This is a genomic window from Polaribacter pacificus, from assembly GCF_038024035.1.
GTDB lineage: Bacteria > Bacteroidota > Bacteroidia > Flavobacteriales > Flavobacteriaceae > Polaribacter > Polaribacter pacificus.
Genome location: NZ_CP150664.1, coordinates 2,031,304 through 2,049,997 on the forward strand (window position 1 = coordinate 2,031,304; position 18,694 = coordinate 2,049,997).

Annotated in this window: 17 protein-coding genes; 13 read left to right on the top strand and 4 right to left on the bottom strand. The window is 32.8% G+C overall.

Annotated features, from left to right (window positions below; genetic code table 11):
• Nucleotides 1-17 precede the first annotated feature (17 nt).
• The gene (gene mce / locus WHC90_RS09220; protein ID WP_188598185.1) at nt 18-419 is read right to left on the bottom strand and encodes a methylmalonyl-CoA epimerase; all 402 of its coding nucleotides are present in this window, start codon (nt 417-419) and stop codon (nt 18-20) included.
• 61 nt (nt 420-480) lie between these two features.
• Between mce and rbfA the strand changes: the two genes are divergently transcribed.
• From rbfA to WHC90_RS09250, 6 genes are all read left to right on the top strand, one after another.
• A complete protein-coding gene (rbfA, locus tag WHC90_RS09225; protein WP_188598186.1) occupies nt 481-876 on the top strand; it encodes a 30S ribosome-binding factor RbfA in 396 nt (131 codons plus the stop codon).
• Between the two features lie 47 nt (nt 877-923).
• Nucleotides 924-2,129: an ABC transporter permease gene (locus WHC90_RS09230; protein WP_188598187.1), complete on the top strand. Its 1,206-nt coding sequence runs from the start codon at nt 924-926 to the stop codon at nt 2,127-2,129.
• Between the two features lie 343 nt (nt 2,130-2,472).
• A complete protein-coding gene (locus tag WHC90_RS09235) occupies nt 2,473-2,814 on the top strand; it encodes a hypothetical protein (protein ID WP_188598188.1) in 342 nt (113 codons plus the stop codon).
• Nucleotides 2,815-2,824: 10 nt separating this feature from the next.
• On the top strand, nt 2,825-3,088 hold the full coding sequence (locus tag WHC90_RS09240) for a hypothetical protein (RefSeq protein WP_188598189.1): 264 nt from the start codon (nt 2,825-2,827) through the stop codon (nt 3,086-3,088).
• 78 nt (nt 3,089-3,166) lie between these two features.
• Nucleotides 3,167-3,931, top strand: coding sequence for a GLPGLI family protein (locus WHC90_RS09245; protein WP_188598190.1), 765 nt, complete (start codon nt 3,167-3,169; stop codon nt 3,929-3,931).
• 40 nt (nt 3,932-3,971) lie between these two features.
• Nucleotides 3,972-6,638 (top strand): TonB-dependent receptor, encoded by a 2,667-nt coding sequence (locus WHC90_RS09250; RefSeq protein ID WP_188598191.1) that lies wholly within the window; start codon nt 3,972-3,974, stop codon nt 6,636-6,638.
• A 7-nt stretch (nt 6,639-6,645) separates the two neighbouring features.
• Here WHC90_RS09250 and WHC90_RS09255 read toward each other — a convergent pair whose 3' ends face one another.
• A complete protein-coding gene (locus tag WHC90_RS09255; RefSeq protein ID WP_188598192.1) occupies nt 6,646-8,283 on the bottom strand; it encodes a S8 family serine peptidase in 1,638 nt (545 codons plus the stop codon).
• 294 nt (nt 8,284-8,577) lie between these two features.
• Here WHC90_RS09255 and WHC90_RS09260 point away from each other — a divergent pair, with 294 nt between their 5' ends.
• The 5 genes from WHC90_RS09260 to WHC90_RS09280 all read left to right on the top strand — a co-directional run bounded on the left by WHC90_RS09260 (nt 8,578) and on the right by WHC90_RS09280 (nt 13,162).
• A complete protein-coding gene (locus WHC90_RS09260) occupies nt 8,578-9,873 on the top strand; it encodes a TlpA family protein disulfide reductase (RefSeq protein WP_188598193.1) in 1,296 nt (431 codons plus the stop codon).
• Between the two features lie 87 nt (nt 9,874-9,960).
• Entirely contained in the window at nt 9,961-10,209 is a 249-nt protein-coding gene (locus WHC90_RS09265) for a hypothetical protein (RefSeq protein ID WP_188598194.1), read from the top strand.
• A gap of 91 nt (nt 10,210-10,300) precedes the next feature.
• The gene (locus tag WHC90_RS09270) at nt 10,301-11,707 is read left to right on the top strand and encodes a TlpA family protein disulfide reductase (protein ID WP_188598195.1); all 1,407 of its coding nucleotides are present in this window, start codon (nt 10,301-10,303) and stop codon (nt 11,705-11,707) included.
• 85 nt (nt 11,708-11,792) lie between these two features.
• Nucleotides 11,793-11,987, top strand: a complete 195-nt coding sequence (locus WHC90_RS09275; RefSeq protein ID WP_188598196.1) for a hypothetical protein — start codon at nt 11,793-11,795, stop codon at nt 11,985-11,987.
• Nucleotides 11,988-12,064: 77 nt separating this feature from the next.
• The gene (locus WHC90_RS09280) at nt 12,065-13,162 is read left to right on the top strand and encodes a TlpA disulfide reductase family protein (RefSeq protein WP_188598197.1); all 1,098 of its coding nucleotides are present in this window, start codon (nt 12,065-12,067) and stop codon (nt 13,160-13,162) included.
• Between the two features lie 27 nt (nt 13,163-13,189).
• Here WHC90_RS09280 and dusB read toward each other — a convergent pair whose 3' ends face one another.
• Together dusB and WHC90_RS09290 are read right to left on the bottom strand one after the other, a co-directional pair.
• Nucleotides 13,190-14,191 carry a tRNA dihydrouridine synthase DusB gene (gene dusB / locus WHC90_RS09285; protein WP_188598198.1) on the bottom strand — a complete coding sequence of 334 codons (1,002 nt, stop codon included), beginning with the start codon at nt 14,189-14,191 and terminating at the stop codon, nt 13,190-13,192.
• 83 nt (nt 14,192-14,274) lie between these two features.
• Entirely contained in the window at nt 14,275-15,498 is a 1,224-nt protein-coding gene (locus tag WHC90_RS09290) for a M28 family peptidase (protein WP_188598199.1), read from the bottom strand.
• 64 nt (nt 15,499-15,562) lie between these two features.
• On the opposite strand from WHC90_RS09290, the gene WHC90_RS09295 reads away from it, so the two are divergent.
• Together WHC90_RS09295 and lepA are read left to right on the top strand one after the other, a co-directional pair.
• Nucleotides 15,563-16,669, top strand: a complete 1,107-nt coding sequence (locus WHC90_RS09295) for a PD40 domain-containing protein (RefSeq protein WP_188598200.1) — start codon at nt 15,563-15,565, stop codon at nt 16,667-16,669.
• Between the two features lie 180 nt (nt 16,670-16,849).
• Entirely contained in the window at nt 16,850-18,646 is a 1,797-nt protein-coding gene (gene lepA / locus WHC90_RS09300; protein WP_188598201.1) for a translation elongation factor 4, read from the top strand.
• Nucleotides 18,647-18,694 lie beyond the last annotated feature (48 nt).

Here is an 18,694-nt window from a genome sequence, read left to right on the forward strand (position 1 = left end):
CAGTAATTTTGTTAAAATTATGGACGTTCTTGGCACAATTCTATCAGCACACCATTTGTGCTTTTTGGGTGTAAAAAAGCAACCAATTTGTTATCAGCTCCTAGTTTTGGTTCTTTATTTAACAGGATAAAACCTTCCTTTTGTAGGCGATCCATTTCTGCCTGTATATCAGAAACAGCAAAGGCAATATGATGAATACCTTCTCCTTTTTTATCTATAAATTTTGCAATTGGGCTATCGGGTTTGGTGGCCTCTAGTAGCTCAATTTTATTAGGGCCTACTTCAAAAAACGAAGTCTTAACACCTTCGCTTTCTACAGTTTCTGTTTTGTAATGTGCTTTGCCAAATAAGGCTGCAAAAACTCCGTTAGACTTCTCCAAATCTTTAACGGCAATTCCAATATGTTCTATTTTATCCATTCTTAGGGTTCTATCAATCAAAAATAAACATTCTTTTGGGAATTATCCGTAAATTTGCAGCATGGAAGAAACAAACAGACAGAAAAAAATCGCAGGAGTCATTCAAAAAGACTTGGTAGATGTGCTTCAGAAAGCAGCACAAGACGGAATGCAAGGGACTATTATTTCGGTTTCTAAGGTAACCGTAACTACAGATTTGAGCATTGCTAAGGTGTATTTAAGTGTTTTTCCATCAGAAAAAAGAGATGAGTTGGTTAAGGGAATCCAATCCAATACTTCACTCATTAGACATGAATTGGCTAAAAGAACCAGAAATCAATTAAGAAGAATGCCTGAGCTTTCTTTTTTTGGTGATGATTCTTTAGACTATATAGAAAATATAGATAAATCCTTACGAGGAGAAGATCCAAATCCGATTCAAAACCCAGAGGTTTTACCAAGACGACAAAAAAGGTAATTTTAGAATTTGTTTCTGTATCTTGCCTTAAAATATTTTAGGGACTTTTGAACTTTCCACTCTACATTGCAAAACGCTATTTGGTAGCCAAAAGCAGTAAAAATGCCATCAACATTATTACTGTTATTGCTTCGTTTGGTGTTATCGTAGGAACACTAGCCTTGTTTATTATTTTGTCGGGATTTTCTGGTTTTCGTCTGTTTACAAACTCCATGCTTCAAAGCTCTGATCCAGACATAAAAATTTCTGCAGTGAAAGGAAAATCTTTTCTCTACACTGATCAGGTTTCGCAAATTTTAAAAGAACAACCAGAAATTTTAGCCAGCACTCAGGTAGTAGAAGAACGTGTTTTTTTACAGTATAAAGAGCGAGATCACATTTCATATATTAAAGGAGTCGGTACAAATTATACCGATGTAACCCGTGTAGATTCTACCTTATCGGTAGGTCAATGGCTGGATCCTGATTTTTTAAATTCGGCAGTGATCGGTTATGGGATTTCTGAAAAACTCTCTATGGGTGTGCTTAGTTTTGGAGAACCCTTATATATTAGAGTACCCAAACCAGGAACTAATTATATTACCAGTCAAAGAGCTGCTTTTAATGAGGTAAGCGCACAAATCGTAGGCGTGTACTCTGGCTTGGAAGAGTTTGCAAATAAATATGTTTTTGTTGATTTGAGCTTGGCGAGAAAACTACTTAACTATTCAGAAAATCAATTGACTGCCATAGAGGTTAAGATTAAAGAAGGTGTAGACCCAGAAAATTTTGCAGAAAAACTTCAAAGCCAATTAGGCAGTTCGTTAAAAGTAGAAACAAGGATTCAATTTAATGCCTTAACCTATCAGGTACTCAATACAGAAAGCCTTATATCATATTTGGTTTTTACCTTGATCATTATGATTGCCTTGTTTAATGTTATCGGAGCCATTATTATGATGATTATTGATAAAAAAGAAAACCTAAAAACCTTATTTAGTCTTGGTGTTACTCTAAAAGAGATCAAGCGAATTTTTGTATTTCAAGGCTTTTTACTCACCTTATTTGGCTTGTCTGTAGGCTTGTTTTTAGGAATCTCCTTAGTCTTGCTCCAAAAGCAGTTTTCTTTTTTTATGATTACCACCTCCATTCCGTATCCAGTAGCATTTAATTTTTACAATGTTTTTTTGGTTGCCATAACCATTTTAATTCTGGGTTATCTCGCTGCTCGCATTGCCAGCAGCAGCATTTCTAAAAACTTTATAGAGTCGTAAATTCTTTTTTAACGCTCTCATTTGGTATCAGCTAGAAACTAAATCGATGATGTAGCTTTATAGTTAGCCTCTTTTTACATCTTCTTTGATAAAGCATTCTTTATTCATAAAATAAACTGCTGTTTTTATAAAAGCAGAACTAGGATGTTTGTTTTTCCGCTTTTTCTTTATTTGGTTTGTTATGGAATTTATCCCCTCGTAGATTGGAAAATTCTATGAAAAAGAAAGTTTTTTGCGCAAAGACGGTCGGAAGCTTGTAACTGACTTTAAAAAAATTACAAGGTTTTATTCACTAAGGATGCCCATTCTTAGGTAGTGGGTATTCTTTAAAAATTGTATCATTATGAAAAAGATCATTTTTACACTAAGCCTATTGCTAGTCGTTTCTATTGCTTCGGCATCTAACGAAACAGATGGAGCAATCAACAACAAAGCAAACACCAAAACCAGTTTGCTAATTCCAACAAAGTCATTTAGTCACCCGATGACTGCGCTGCTAAAAGTCAATGTAAACAAACTGACAAAACCAGCAGATCAATCGGTAGACAAATGTATTGTAGAAGGAAAGGTAACCATCTCTACAGAAGAAGGAGATTCAGTTAAATTAGAGTTTACCATTACTGCAAACACTTGTAAAGAAGCAAGAAGAGTAATGAATAAGCTAATGGAAGTTTTTGATGATTAAACCATTGGTTATGAAAATCAAAACCATCGTATGGGTCTGTTTACTCATGGTAAACCTCTCTTTTGCAGCACCTAAAGCCATCGCTGTAAGCGAGTCAATACTACAAAATGAGCAACTGATTGAATCAAAAGCTGGTAAGTGTACTATTAACATTAGTATAAAACTAGAAGACGGTACCATCATCGAAGGCGTTGTTACGATTTCGGGTGATGAGATGAATTTTCTGAAGTGTATAGCTATCAAGATATACGATTTCTTCTCTTCAGATTTTTAATTGATTTATATTTTATAAATTTATGTGCCTAAGTGCTTGTAATAAGTTACTTAGGTACATTTTTAAAACCCCCTTATTATGAAATTTATTTTTAGAATACTGCTGTTCTTATTTGTGGTTCAAGCTACGGCACAGACCCAACTTCAGCCCACATTAACGCTAAGCTACAAAGTTTTTCAAAACGGCACCGAAAAAGATGGTGTTTTATATAAGACAGGAAATCAAAGTGTCTTTTTTTATCAGCGTGATTTGGCGCCAGCATCAACCGAAAAAGAAGAAATTGTTAATGGTCAAACCGTTCAAAATATAAGCTTGAGCTCAGGAGAGACCATTTTTGGAAATGTAGAGTCAGATGCAGTAGCGCAAACTGTATTTTCTAGTGAGCGTGTTTTTAAGAACAGTGAGTATACCCAATATGTGGTCCGTGAAAAAATGAATGGAATTCAATGGGATTTAAGCACAGAAGAAAAAAAAATTGGAAACTATACCTGTAAAAAAGCAACAGCTCTTTTTAAAGGAAGAACGTATACTGCTTGGTATACTATAGAGGTTCCTATGCTTTTTGGTCCCTGGAAACTACACGGCTTGCCAGGGATGATTGTAGAAGCCTATGATGCTGAGAATTTTATTCATTTTAGTTTGACCGCTATTTCTACAGAAAAGCAATCCATTGACTACAAACCTTTAGATATAAAAGCGGCAATTAGTTGCGAAGCCATCTTTAAATTAAAGAATAGCCAAACCAATGAACTAAAAAAGAAAATTCAAACAAAATTACCTAGAGGAGCCAGTGTTCAGATAACAGCTGTTGAAACTAAGTGGTTAGAAAAAAGTTGTAATTAGGTCTTGCCTAATTATAATAAATCTTTTTAAGATCGTTTAGATGCAATTGTTTTTAAAACATAGAACTTTTCTTGCCTTTTGGTTTTTTATGAATGTCACTTTTTTGGGCTTTGGTCAGGAACTCCTAAAAGGTACCGTTGTAGACCAACAAAAACAAGCCCTTGCGTTTGCCAGCGTGGTGCTTAAAGATTCTCTTAGTTCAAAAATTATTGCTTATACCTATAGCAATGAACAAGGTCAGTTTCAGTTAAAGCTGCCCAATAAAAGACCTTTGATTTTGTCATTTTCTGTTCTTGGTTTTAAAACCCAAAATCTTCCTATAAAAGATAGAAATACCATCCCTAATTTAACCATAGTTTTAGAGGAGCAAAATTTTGAGCTCAAAGAAGTTATTGTGCATGCGGTGAAACCCATCGAAAGAAAAAAAGATACGGTTGTTTTTAATGTCGCTTCTTTTTTAAGAGGCAATGAGCAAGTCTTAGAAGATTTGCTAAAGAACATTCCAGGCCTACAGGTTTTAACTGATGGGACTATTAAAGTAGGAAATAAAGAGATTGAAAGCGTGTTGGTAGAGGGAGATGATCTTTTTGAAAAGGGGTATAAGATTTTAACCAAAAACATGCCTCCCAATCCAATAGACAAAGTAGAACTTATAGAGAGCTATTCTAAAAACAAGCTTTTAAAAGGCATAGAGGACAGCGATAAAATAGCCTTAAATTTAAGGCTAAAGGAAGAGGCCAAACGGGTGTGGTTTGGCAATGCACACTTAGGTGTTTCTCTTGATTCAGAAAAGAGAACATCGGCTTTAGGAAACTTGATGAATTTTGGTAAAAAAAACAAATACTACTTTTTAACCAATCAAAATTCTATAGGGCATGATGCTACTGGAGACCTCTCTCAATTAATCAATCCGTATAGCGCAGACGAGGTTTCTGGCATTGGTGATAATCAAGAGGTAGAAACCTTTTTAGGCTTAGAAGCAAATTCGCCCAACTTTAAAGCGTCAAGAACCAACTTTAACAACAGCAAATTGGTCTCTTTAAACGCACTTTTTAGCCCGAGTAAAAATTTTAAGATTAAAACCTTGGGGTTTTTTAATTGGGATGATAGAAATTTTTATCAAAAGTCAATTGCAGCCTATAACCTGGGAACCACTCAGTTTACCAACACAGAAAACTACAGTCTAGCTAAAAATTTTGTTTTGGGTTTTGGGAAACTTGATCTGAATTACCAACTTTCAAAAGTAAAGGCACTTGAACTTGTTAGCAAGTATTCTCAAAAAGATCAACAGCATTTGGGAGATCTAATTTTTAACACCCTAAGTACCCGAGAAGTTGTAAAAAGCAAACAGACTTTTGTTGATCAAAAGGTGCAGTACACCCATCAGCTAACAGCGCGAAAAGTGCTGTTAATTAAAGGAAGATATATCTATCAAACCAACCCAGAGCAGTATGCAATTGACCACTTTTTTTACCAAGAAGACTTTCCAAATAGCACTGTAAACAATGTGTCTCAAAAAGTAGATAACACCATGAAATATGGCGGTTTTGAAGCGCATTACTTACACAGATCAACTGATGATAATTTGTTTCAAATCCAATTGGGCAATCAATATAGAGAGGATCAGTTGGTTTCTGGGTTCCAACTGTTTCAAGATCAACAACTCGTTTTAAGTCCAGAAGGCTATCAAAATAGACAAAAATACAGCATACATGATTTGTATTTTAAAAGCAATTATACCTTTAAATTGAATCGGTTTTCTATAAAAGGAAAACTACAAGTACATCAATATTTTAAAGAGTTAAACCAACAAAAAAGCCAGCCTTTTGTGCTAAACCCCAAATTGGGCTTGGCATACCAACCAAACAATAATCACAAATTTGAAACTTCGTACGCATTTAAAAGCAGCAATGCCCAATTGCCAGAGTTATACGATGCCTATATTTTAACTGGGTTTCGATCTTTTTCTAGAGGGACTAGTCAAAACCAACTCTTAAATACCTCAAGCCTTATGTTTAATTATCAGTTTGGTAATTGGGGAGATAAATTTTTTGCCAACACCAATCTGCTATATACCAAAATGCACGATTATTACTCAAGCACAGCGCTCCTGAATCCAAGCTATGTAAAATCTACAAAAACCTTAATCAAAGACAAGAGTTTGTTAAGTATTAGCAGTCAAGTTGATCGCTATTTCAAGGCTATTTCTTCCAATCTAAAACTAAGCTTTGGCTATACGGATACCCAGTATATGAACCGAGTAAATAGCAGCAACCTTAGGCAGGTGTCACTTAAAAACTTTAATTATGGGTTTGAACTGCGATCAGGATTTTTAGGAATCTTTAATTACCATATTGGGAGCTCATGGAGTCGCAATCTCATTTATACAAGCTTTAAAGAATCTTATGCTAACAACAATATGTTTTTAGATTTTTTCTTTGCGGTAAACGACCAACTAACCATAGACCTTCAGACGGAGCGCTATGCCTTTAAAAATGGAAACAAAACACAACATGAATATTACTTTGCAGATGTAAGCGCGCGTTATGAGTTAAAAAAACAAGGATTGAGTTTTTCTTTAGTAGGAAAAAACCTTTTAAATACAGCTGAGTTTAAAGAGTTTTCTGTTAGTGATATTGGGAGCTTTACCAATGTGTACAGGTTGTTGCCAAGATATGTGCTTTTACAAGTAGGGTATCGGTTTTGATGAAAACTTAATTTTTAGAAATACTGTCTGCCATGATTAGTGCATTGTAGGCGTTTACAATTCCTCCAGATTTTGACAAGCTTGAAAAAGGAGCTAAGGTTTTCTCTTTACCAACTTTAATTTCTACATCGATATTGTATTTAACACTTGAGTTTATGATGATGTCTTTAATTTGAGAAACTGTTAAATCTGGATAATATGAATAAACTAAAGCAGCAACACCAGCTACAGTTGCAGAAGAAAGTGATGTGCCAGAATCATATTTATACTTGTTATTAGGAAATGCTACGTATAAATTTTCTCCGGGAGCAAAAACATCTACATGTTTATTGCCATAATTAGAGTATGAAGAAACAAAGTTTTTAGTTAATTTTTGTGAAGTGCTTCCAATTTTTAAAAAATTATTTGATATTTCTTTATTGTCAAAGTAATCCGTTGGGTATACTGTTTCACTATTATTTAAATTTATATACGAGTTTCCTGAAGAAGTGACAATAAGGACATTGTGATTTTCTGCGTATTTAAAAGCATCTTCTAGCCAATTTTCATGTAACGATAAGCTCTTGCTAAAACTCATGTTAATTATGCTAGCTCCATTGTCAACCGCATATCTAATTGCCAATGCCAAATCTTTGTCTGTAACCTCTCCATTGGTAAAAATAGGAATAGGCATAATTTTAACATTGTCTAATTTAAAGCTCGTAATTACACTTGATACTTCTGTTGCATGGACAAATAAACCTAAATAATCATCTACAATATTATTCCCATAGTTTGTTTCATTAATATCTTCTAAATCATCACCAATTAATTCTCTTTCATTATATGATAAGTTCAACAGCTTATCAATTCTTTCTTGAGCTTTTAACTTTCCTAATTCCATGCTCTTTTGACTGTATTTAGGCTTCATGAAATTTGTGTAAATTAAAGTATACCTATGTAATTCTTTATCATCTGGATAGATTTTTTTTAAACTGTCTAGATCTTTTTTGGTATACTGGTTATTTGGAAAATATTTTAATAAGCCTTTTTCAAGATCTGCTCTATATTTTAAAAGATTATTTGCATATTTTAATTGTGATTCAGTATATTTCATCCTTTTATCATACGCCTTTTTTGCTCTAGTGTATAAATTAAACAATAGCGAATCTTTAGAAGTGATATCTACTTCTTTTTTATCCTTAAATAAGTGATCGTACTTTTTTAATATTCTAGTATACTCATAACTAGTGTAATTAGTATTTTCTCCTTTTTGGTTCCCTAAAAAATTCCAACCATGTACATCATCGATATAGCCATTTTGGTCATCATCAATTCCATTATTTGGAATTTCTTTCGGATTTTTCCAGATATAGTCTTTTAAACTTTCGTGATTGATGTCAATTTTAGAATCCAATATTGCGACAATGACTTCTTTCCCTTTTTTACCAGTTAACAAACTGTCTTTAGCTCTTTGTAGACTAATTCCAGGAATAGAGTCAATTTCAATATCTTTTAGGTGCCAATTTTGTGTTTCAAATTCAGTAAGCTCTAGCTTTTTCTCTTTCACAAACGTTTGATCAGAAATAGGAGTGTAAGCTTTTTCTTTTTTGCAGCTAGTAATTAATACTATAAAAAACGCAAAGAACAATTTGTTTTTTTTCATTGAATGAGTTTTACAAAGGCTGATAAGTTGTTGCTAAGATATGTTTTTTTACAAGTAAGGTGTTGTTTTAAGCGTTAAAAGGCTAGAAATATGAAGCTTATTAATCTTCTTAGTGAATCGAGCCAAAAATTCTTACAAAAAAAACTAGGCTCGATTTTTGATTGATTTTTAAAAAGCATAAAAATGAAAAAGAAGTTTTTTAAATTAAAATGCGGTTTTTATAGCCTATTGTTTCTGGTCTTTTTTTCTTTGAATTCTTGTAATAATAAAAATAAAAAAACGAAGTCAATAGATATGACTTCTAAAGAAATTAAAGCAAAATCAAAAACAGATTCGCTTACAATCTCTGTGAAATTAAAGTTTAAAGAATCTGTAATACTAAATTACGATAATGAGTATTTTGAAAACAACACTCTTAAATTCACAAATAACATTAACAGAGACACCATAGTTACTCGTAAAATACTTAGGCTATACAATTCTCAAGTTTTTAATTATGGACACATACAAAATCTAACCACAGGTTTTAAAAGAACCAGTCAAAATATTTTGATTGATAAAAGCATCAAAAAAATTAATTTTGAATTAAGAAACAACCAGTTATTCCCTTTAAAAACAAACAATGATGTTTTAGTTTCTGAGTTAATTAATGATTACAACCTCTTATATAGTAAAATATATAAATCTAAAGGATCTTTTAAATTAGAAATAAAAAATGAGCTAGATAGTCTACATAAAAAATACCAAAAAAAATATCAAAGCACAAACAAATTATTACATATTCAATTGAATGATTTTAATTATATGATTTTATTAGAGCATTTATTTCCAAAAAATAAAGCAGTTGATTTATTTATTCAAAAAGTAAATTTTGATGTTATATGCGGCTCATTTACTGGTTTAGGATATCAATTTGTAAAACATAGAATTAATAGTTTAAATTATAAAAAATTGAACTCAAATAATTATTCAGATTTTTATCTAAAATATATAGCTTTAAGTATTTATAAATTTTTAAAACATAAAGATAATAAAGGAGACCAAAACTTTCATGAATCAAGAGATTGGCTAAAAACAACCGAATTTTATAAAAAAGACTCTGTCTATATCAAAAAACAGATACAACCTTTAAATAATAATTTGTTTAAAGAAAAAATTAAAAATCTTAGTTTAGCTGATGTAGATCTAAAAGAAAGCTCCCTTTCAAAAATCATACAGAAACATCCTTCTCCCTACTATCTTATTGATTTTTGGGCTACCTGGTGTGCTCCTTGTATTAGCGGCATTAAAGAAATGAAAAAAATGGATTTTCCAAAAAATGTAAAAATACTTAGTTTAAGTGTTGATAAAGAAGAGGTAAAAGAGAAATGGCAATTAAAAACAAAAGAGTTGAAACAAAAAATTACCTACCTAATTGATAATAGGATAGAAGAAAACAAAGAGTTCTTAAAGTTCATAGAACTAAATTCCATACCAAGATATATTCTAATCGATAAAAACATGAATTTAATAGATCAATCGTTTTTGCCCTCTCATGATCCTCAATTTTTACCAAAATTAAGGGATGTAAGAAATGCTAAGTTTTGGTAAATTGAAAAAAAGGAATACTAGAAATATAATTAACCTTGAGTGTCTTTAAACGATCAAGGCATTTTATAAATCATAAATATTTTTATTATGAAAAAACAAATTTTAAATTTAGGAAAAGCTTTAAGTAAAGCGGAACAAAGAAATGTGTTTGGTGGGTATCTACAAGAGTGTACTTTCACTTACCTAAGCACATATACTGGGCAGTGGGAGACTGTAACATCTGGTGGGTACGCAGATGGACAAGCTGGCTCTGATCAAGCAAATGAAGATTGTGTAGGCATGATTTCAAATATGGATGCTACAAGATGTTTTTATGATTGTGAATGGGATGATTAACTATTAAAGAAAGCAGCAAACTTGAAAAGTTTGCTGCTTTTATTATTTTAAATTAGAATAAACATATTCATCTAATACTAAAACTAAAGAAATGGGATTAACAATTAACTATTACTTTTTTAAAATCAAAAAGTTACTATCTCTTTTGATACTTATTTTTATTTTATATAGCTGTGAGTCAAAGAATTTTGAAAAAGAAAGAGATAATCGGGTTTATATTCAAAAGGATAATTTAGATTCACTTACAATTTCGGTAAAATTAAAAACGGAGGAGTCGGTATTTTTGAATTTTACCAATAAAAATTTTGATAATGAAGTATTAAAGTTTGTTAACTCCTCTAAAAAAGATACAATTGTTTCAAGAACGATACCAGTTGTGCATAGTCTTAAGCTATATAAGTATGGTTTCATGAAAAGACAAGAAGGGGGGTTACAAATGATTAGTCAAAATTTTTTAATTCACGATAAGATAAAAAAAATAGACTTTGAATTAAAAAATAATCAACTATATCCAATTGAAAATGACGCCGTTTTAGTAACCGATATTTTAGAAGATTACAAATCTATTTTTTATAAAATAATTGCCTTAAAAAACAATTCTAAGATAAAAATCAAGAAAGAGTTAGACAGTCTCTATACCTATTACCAAGAAAAGTATCAAATCGAAAATAGATTGTTCAATCTTCAGTTAAACGATATTCAATATATGAGGATGTTTGAGAGTTTGTACCCTAAAAATAAAACTGTTGATGCGTATGTAAAGGAAATTAATTTGGATCTTGTTGGAAGTCTTTTTATAGACTCAGGTTTAGGTAATGTTTATATAAAAAATCGAGTTTCTGAATTGGATTACCCAAACATAAATTCACTTGACTATTCTGATGATTATAAGAAGTTTTTAGCAGCGAACACATACAAGTTCTTAATAATGGGAGAAAATAAAGGGAAACCGCAATTTAAAACCGCAATAGATTGGCTAAAAACAACCGAATTTTATAAAAAAGACTCTGTCTATATCAAAAAACAGATACAACATTTAAGTAATGATTTGTTTAAAGAAAAAATTAAAAACCTTCGTTTAAGTAGTGTTGCTCTTAAAGAAAGCTCTCTTTCAAAAATCATACAGAAACATCCTTCTCCCTACTATCTTATTGATTTTTGGGCTACCTGGTGTGCTCCTTGTATTAGTGGTATTAAAGAAATGAAAAAAATGAATTTTCCAAAAAATGTAAAAGTACTTAGCTTAAGTGTTGATAAAGAAGCGGTAAAAGAGAAATGGCAATTAAAAACAAAAGAGTTAGCTCAGAAAATTACGTATTTGATTGATGAAAAAGCTATGGAAAATAAAGAGTTCTTGAAGTTCATAGAACTAAATTCCATACCAAGATACATTCTAATCGATAAAAACATGAATTTAATAGATCAATCGTTTTTGCCCCCTCATGATCCTCAATTTTTACCAAAATTAAAGGATGTAAGAAATGCTAAGTTTTGGTAAATTGAAAAAAAGGAATACTAGAAATATAATTAACCTTGAGTGTCTTAAAACGATTAAGGCATACTATAAATCATAAATATATATTATGAAAAAACAAATTTTAAATTTAGGAAAGGCTTTAAGTAAAGCGGAGCAAAGAAATGTATTTGGAGGTTCTGAAGAACACCCATGTAGCGGAAACTATCACATGTTTCCAGTTTGTCTTTGTTTCAGATCTAAGTCAGAGAATTGTGCATCAGGTGTATGTAATGGTACAGGCACTTTTGGCTTTTGTGCTTAAAAAACCTATATTAATAAAGGTATCAGGGATAAATTTATCTCTGTCACCTAATTTTAGAATAAAAAAACATTAAAATAATGAAAAACAGTATCCTAATTTTATGCATCCTATTTTGTTTAGCATCTTGTAAAAAACAACCAGACACTTATCTAATTGAAGCAAAGATTTCAGGTATAAAAGACAGCACAAAAGTCTATTTATTTAATAGTCATACATACAAAAATATAGACTCTACAATTATCGTAAACAATAAATTTAATTTTAAAGGAAAATTAAAAGACCCAACACCTGTGTCTATTAGCATCTCTAAATACGATATTTATACTGGTTTTTGGTTAGAAAACAAAAAAATTAAGATCAGTGCTTCTAAAAAACAACTATTAGAAAAGGATATTGATTTTAATAAGATTATTATAGGAAGCGAAACAAATAAAATTGCACTTCGTTATGATGAACTGTTAAAACCCTTAAGGGATAGACAAAGAAAAGCGTATATAAAATTTAGTAAAAATCTTATTTCTGAAGAAGAGTATAAAGAGTATAGAGATTCAACTACAAATATCTCAATAAAATTTCTATTTGAGAATCCTAATAATTATTTCTCTTTATCTAATATTTATGATTACAGGACTGATTTAAAAAAAGAAAAACTAGAAGAATACTTTAGTCAACTTCCTATAGAACTAAAAAACTCTAGTTATGGAAAGTTGTTAGATGATTTTATACATATAAAACCTGTAAAAGAAGGCGATTATTTTGTAGATATTATCGGAAAAAACTTAAACGATGAAGAAGTAAAGTTAAGTGATTTTAAAGGTAAAATTATCTTACTAGATTTTTGGGCAGGTTGGTGCTCTCCATGTATCAAGCAAATGGAAGAAGAATTCCCTCAGTTAATAGAAAAATACAAAGACAAAAATTTTCAGATTGTAAGTTATTCATTTGATCATGACAAAAAATTATGGAAAGATGCAAGTGATAAATTAGAAATAAGTTGGTCAAATTTTTCTAAACTTACTAAAATAAATAATGATCCAGTAGCCCTACAGTATGGTTTGTCTATAACAATACCTACTTCTTTTATTATTGGTGCTGACGGAAAAATATTAAAACGCGTAGAATATGATGATGATCTAGAAAAAGAACTGGATAAAGTATTTGCAAAAAAAGAATAACTATAATTTAGTTGAGTCAATCAATTTTTATAAAAAATCTGGAATCACTGTATCCCCAAACTTTTCATATACCTCGTCAAAGGCAGCAAACACATCACTGGCATCATCAGAAGTGACCATTTTCATACGGTATTCTTTAAAATGAGGAATGCCTTTAAAATAGTTGGTGTAGTGTCTTCTGGTTTCTAAAACGCCCAGAGTTTCACCTTTCCAATCGATGGCCATTTGCAAATGTCTGCGAGCAATTTCTACACGCTCTGCAATACTCGGAGAAGGCAAGTGTTCTCCTGTTTTAAAAAAGTGCTTTACCTGATTAAAAAACCAAGGAGATCCTATAGAAGCTCTCCCAATCATGGCTCCATCTAAACCGTACACATCACGCATTTCCATAGCTCTTTCTGGCGTGGTAACATCACCGTTTCCAAAAACAGGAATGTGCATACGTTGGTTGTTTTTTACTTCGGCAATAGGTTTCCAGTTGGCATCACCTTTGTACATCTGCGCACGGGTTCTTCCATGGATAGAAATGGCTTTACAACCCACATCTTGTAAGCGTTCTGCAACTTCAACAATCCTGATAGAATCCTCATCCCAGCCCAAACGGGTTTTTACGGTGATGGGCAGGTTGGTGTGCTTTGCCATGGCTTCTGTTAGAGAAACCATCAAGTCGATGTCTTTTAAAATCCCTGCACCAGCACCTTTAGAGACCACTTTTTTTACAGGGCAGCCAAAATTAATATCAATAATGTCTGGCTTTGATTTTTCTACGATTTCTACGGTTCTAAGCATGGATTCTAAATTGGCTCCAAATATTTGAATGCCAACAGGGCGTTCTTTTTCGTAGATGTCTAATTTCATGACGCTTTTAGCAGCATCTCTAATCAAACCTTCCGAAGAAATAAACTCGGTATACACCACATCTGCACCTTGTTCTTTACACAAAGCTCTAAACGGAGGGTCACTCACGTCTTCCATAGGTGCTAAGAGCAAAGGGAAATCATTTAATTCTATGTCGCCAATTTTAACCATTGCGCAAAAATACTTATTTTATCTTAAAAAAAAGACCTGCTAGATCATTTCTAACAGGCCTATGGTAGTGTGCTAAATTAAGTTTAGAACTCAATTGTTAAGCTTACTTCTTTGCCATTTCTATTTACGACGATTGTTTTTTTATCACCTTCTTTGGTTTTTGCAAGTGCTTTCATATAGCCCATCATATCTGTAATTTTTTCACCATCAAATTTTACAAGAACATCTCCCTTTTTAACGCCTGCTTTTTTCGCTGGTTTTCCTTCACTAACTCCATCAATTTTCATTCCCTTTCCATCATACATATAATCAGGAACGACCCCCATACTAACTTTATAACGAGGTGTTTCTTCACTTTCATTTTTAGTGGTTCTAAAAGCCAGTTTTCCATTGTCATTTAGATCGCCAATAATGTTGTAGATATAAGATCCAATGGTTCTCATACCCTTGTAGTTTAATTTGTCTGCATCATCTCCTGGCTTGTGATAATCTTCGTGTTGTCCGGTAAAGAAATGCAAGACAGGGATGTCTGCCAAATAGAAACTGGTGTGGTCACTTGGCCCAATACCTGATTCTTTTTGAATCAATTTAAAATTGTCGTTATGCGATTTTAATACCTGCTTAAAAATAGGAGAGGTTCCAGTTCCGTATACTGCAAGAGCACTGTCTTGCTTTAAACGGCCCACCATGTCCATATTAATCATATAATTTACCTTTTTAAGATCTATGGTTGGGTTTTTTACAAAGTAGTTAGACCCTAACAAACCCATTTCTTCACCAGAAAAGGCCATAAAGAGGTAATTGTTGTTTTTGTGATTTCCTTTTAATTTTTCAATTAAATTTAGCATCACTGCCACACCACTTGCATTGTCATCAGCTCCATTATGAATGGCTTTGATAGAATCTCTATACAAAGAACCATCACCTCCATACCCTAGGTGATCAAAGTGTGCTCCAATAACAATGGTGTTTTCGGCCTTGTTGTCTAAATACCCAACAACATTGGTTCCTGTAATGGTGCCATCTGCATTTTCGGTAAATTTAATTTCTTCGTGTGGATGTGTCTTAGGTTTAAAACTAAAAGCTTGTAAAAAGCCATCAGTCCCTTTTCCTTCTAGACCTAAATCTTTAAAACGCTTTTGAATGTATTCAACGGCCTTTTTTTCGCCGTCGGTTCCGGTTTGTCTTCCTTCTAATGCATCAGAAGCTAAAAAGTTGGCATCGCTTTCTATGCTAACTTTTTGCTTGTTTTCTTGTTTGCAAGAAATTACAAGAGATAAAAAGAGTAAAAATAGAATGTTTCTCATGAGATAATATTATTTTTGTCAAAATTAAAGAATTATTACCATAATACTGAATAGATTTCAAAAAATGAAAATACGAATCATCATTATCGCCCTGTGTAGTTTAAGTGTTATTGCATGTAAAACAGATAAAAAATCGAAAACAGATGCTGCTTCTGGAGCTACAAAAAAATGGGTAGATACCCTTATATACCCAGAAGAGGTTCACTTTAAATCCATCAAGCAAATTACCTTTGGAGGAGATAATGCAGAGGCGTATTGGAGTTTTGACGATGAGCAAATTATTTTTCAATCTAACAATACCAATTGGGGAGTTAACTGTGATCAGATGTTTTTAATGAATGTTGATGAAACATTTAAAGATAGCAAGCCACCGATGATTTCTACTGGTTTAGGAAGAACCACCTGTGCTTATTTCTTGCCAGACAACAAACACTTTGTGTATGGTTCTACCCATTTAGGAGGCAATGAATGTCCACCAGCACCTTTGAGAAGAGAGGGTAAATACGTGTGGCCAATCTATGAAAGCTATGATATTTTTGTAGCAGATTTAAATGGAAACATCACAAAACAATTAACTAATGAACCGGGCTATGATGCAGAGGCAACTGTATCTCCTAAAGGGGATAAAATTGTGTTTACCTCAATGAGAACAGGTGATTTGGAATTGTTTACGATGAATATTGATGGTACAGATGTAAAGCAGATTACCACTGAGCTAGGGTATGATGGAGGTGCTTTTTTCTCACCAGACGGAAGCAAGCTAATTTTCCGTTCTTCGAGACCAAAAACTCCCGAAGAGATTAAAGAATACAAAGATTTATTAAAAGAAGGTCTGGTAATGCCAACAGAGATGGAATTGTACATTTGTAATGCTGATGGTTCTGATCTTAGACAGCTAACAGACCTTGGAAATGCCAACTGGAGTCCATTTTTTCATCCTTCTGGAGAGAAAATTTTATTCTCTTCAAACTTTGAATCTGAAAGAGGTTTTCCGTTTAACTTATACATGATAGACCTTGATGGTAAAAACTTAAAACGCATTACTCATGGTGAAACTTTTGATGCGTTCCCAGTATTTTCTAACGACGGAAAAAAATTGATTTTTTCTTCGAACAGAAATAATGGAGGAGGGCATGATACCAATCTGTTTATTGCAGAATGGCAAGACTAGTTTACTAGATTTTTCAATACAAATTTGATACAAATATATAAACTGCCAATAAATTTGTATCGAGTACTTAGTCGCTTCGGGGCCTTTTATTTACTGCTCCTTTGAAACTTTTTAAGTTTCCAATTTTTCAATCCCAAAAAACCTATATTTGCAGACGATTTTAATAATCAATATTTATAGATGAAGAACATAAGAAACTTTTGCATTATCGCTCATATCGATCACGGTAAAAGTACGTTGGCAGATAGATTGTTAGATTATACCGGGTCTGTAACCGATAGAGAAAAGAAAGATCAGTTGCTAGACAACATGGATTTAGAGCGTGAGCGTGGGATAACCATTAAGTCACATGCTGTCCAAATGGATTTTATCCATGAAGGAACTCAATATGTATTAAACTTAATTGACACACCGGGCCATGTAGATTTTTCGTACGAGGTTTCTCGTTCTATTGCGGCTTGTGAGGGTGCTTTGCTTATTGTAGATGCTGCTCAAAGCATTCAGGCGCAAACCATATCAAACCTATATTTGGCTTTAGAAAATGATTTGGAAATTATTCCGATCCTTAATAAGGTAGACCTTCCAAGTGCCAATCCAGATGAGGTTACAGATGATATTGTAGATTTATTGGGCTGTGATCCAGAAGATGTGATTCACGCTAGTGGAAAAACAGGCTTTGGAGTCGATAAAATTTTAGAAGCAATTATCAATAGAATTCCTGCTCCAAAAGGAGATCCAGATGCGCCGCTTCAGGCCTTAATTTTTGATTCAGTATACAATTCTTATAGAGGTATCGAAACCTACTTTAGAGTGATGAATGGCGAAATTAAAAAAGGGCAACGCATTAAATTTATGGCCACCAACAATGAGTATTTTGCTGATGAGGTTGGTACATTAAAATTGAGTCAAGTAGTAAAACAATCGGTAAAAACTGGTGATGTTGGGTATTTGATTACAGGTATAAAAACTGCAAAAGAAGTAAAAGTAGGAGATACCATTACCGATGCTGTAAATCCAACCCAAGAAATTATCGATGGTTTTGAGGATGTAAAGCCAATGGTTTTTGCAGGGATCTATCCGGTAGATACAGAAGATTATGAAGAGTTGCGTTATTCTATGGAAAAATTGCAATTAAACGATGCGTCTTTAGTCTTTGCTCCAGAAAGTTCTGCAGCTTTAGGATTTGGTTTTCGTTGTGGGTTCTTAGGAATGCTGCATATGGAGATTATTCAAGAGCGTTTAGAGCGCGAGTTTAATATGACAGTGATTACTACGGTACCCAATGTGTCATATCATGCATATACAAGGAAAAATCCAACAGAAGCGATCATCTTAAACAACCCGACAGATTTACCAGATCCATCTAGTTTAGATCGTGTAGAAGAACCTTTTATCAAGGCATCCATAATTACCAAGTCTGATTTTGTTGGGCAGGTAATGAGTTTGTGTATAGAAAAACGAGGAGAAATTACCAATCAAACCTATTTAACCACAGAACGTGTAGAACTTACTTTTGATATGCCATTGGCAGAGATTGTATTTGATTTTTACGATCGATTAAAGACGGTGTCTAAAGGATATGCATCTTTTGATTACAGTCCGATAGGTATGCGTTCATCTAAGTTGGTACGTGTTGATATCTTGTTAAACGCACAACCCGTAGATGCACTTTCTGCATTATTGCACGCAGATAATGCCTATTCTATTGGTAAAAAAATGTGTGAAAAACTAAAGGAGTTAATACCTCGTCAACAATTTGATATTCCTATTCAGGCGGCAATTGGAGCAAAAATTATTGCCAGAGAAACCACCAAGGCACTTCGTAAAGATGTTACGGCTAAGTGTTATGGAGGTGATATTTCTAGAAAGCGTAAGTTGTTAGAAAAACAAAAGAAAGGTAAGAAAAGAATGCGTCAGGTAGGGAACGTAGAAATTCCACAAGAAGCATTTATGGCCGTTTTAAAGTTGAACGATTAAACGATAACAACGCCATGATATAAATTAAAAAATGCCTTTTTGAGTGAT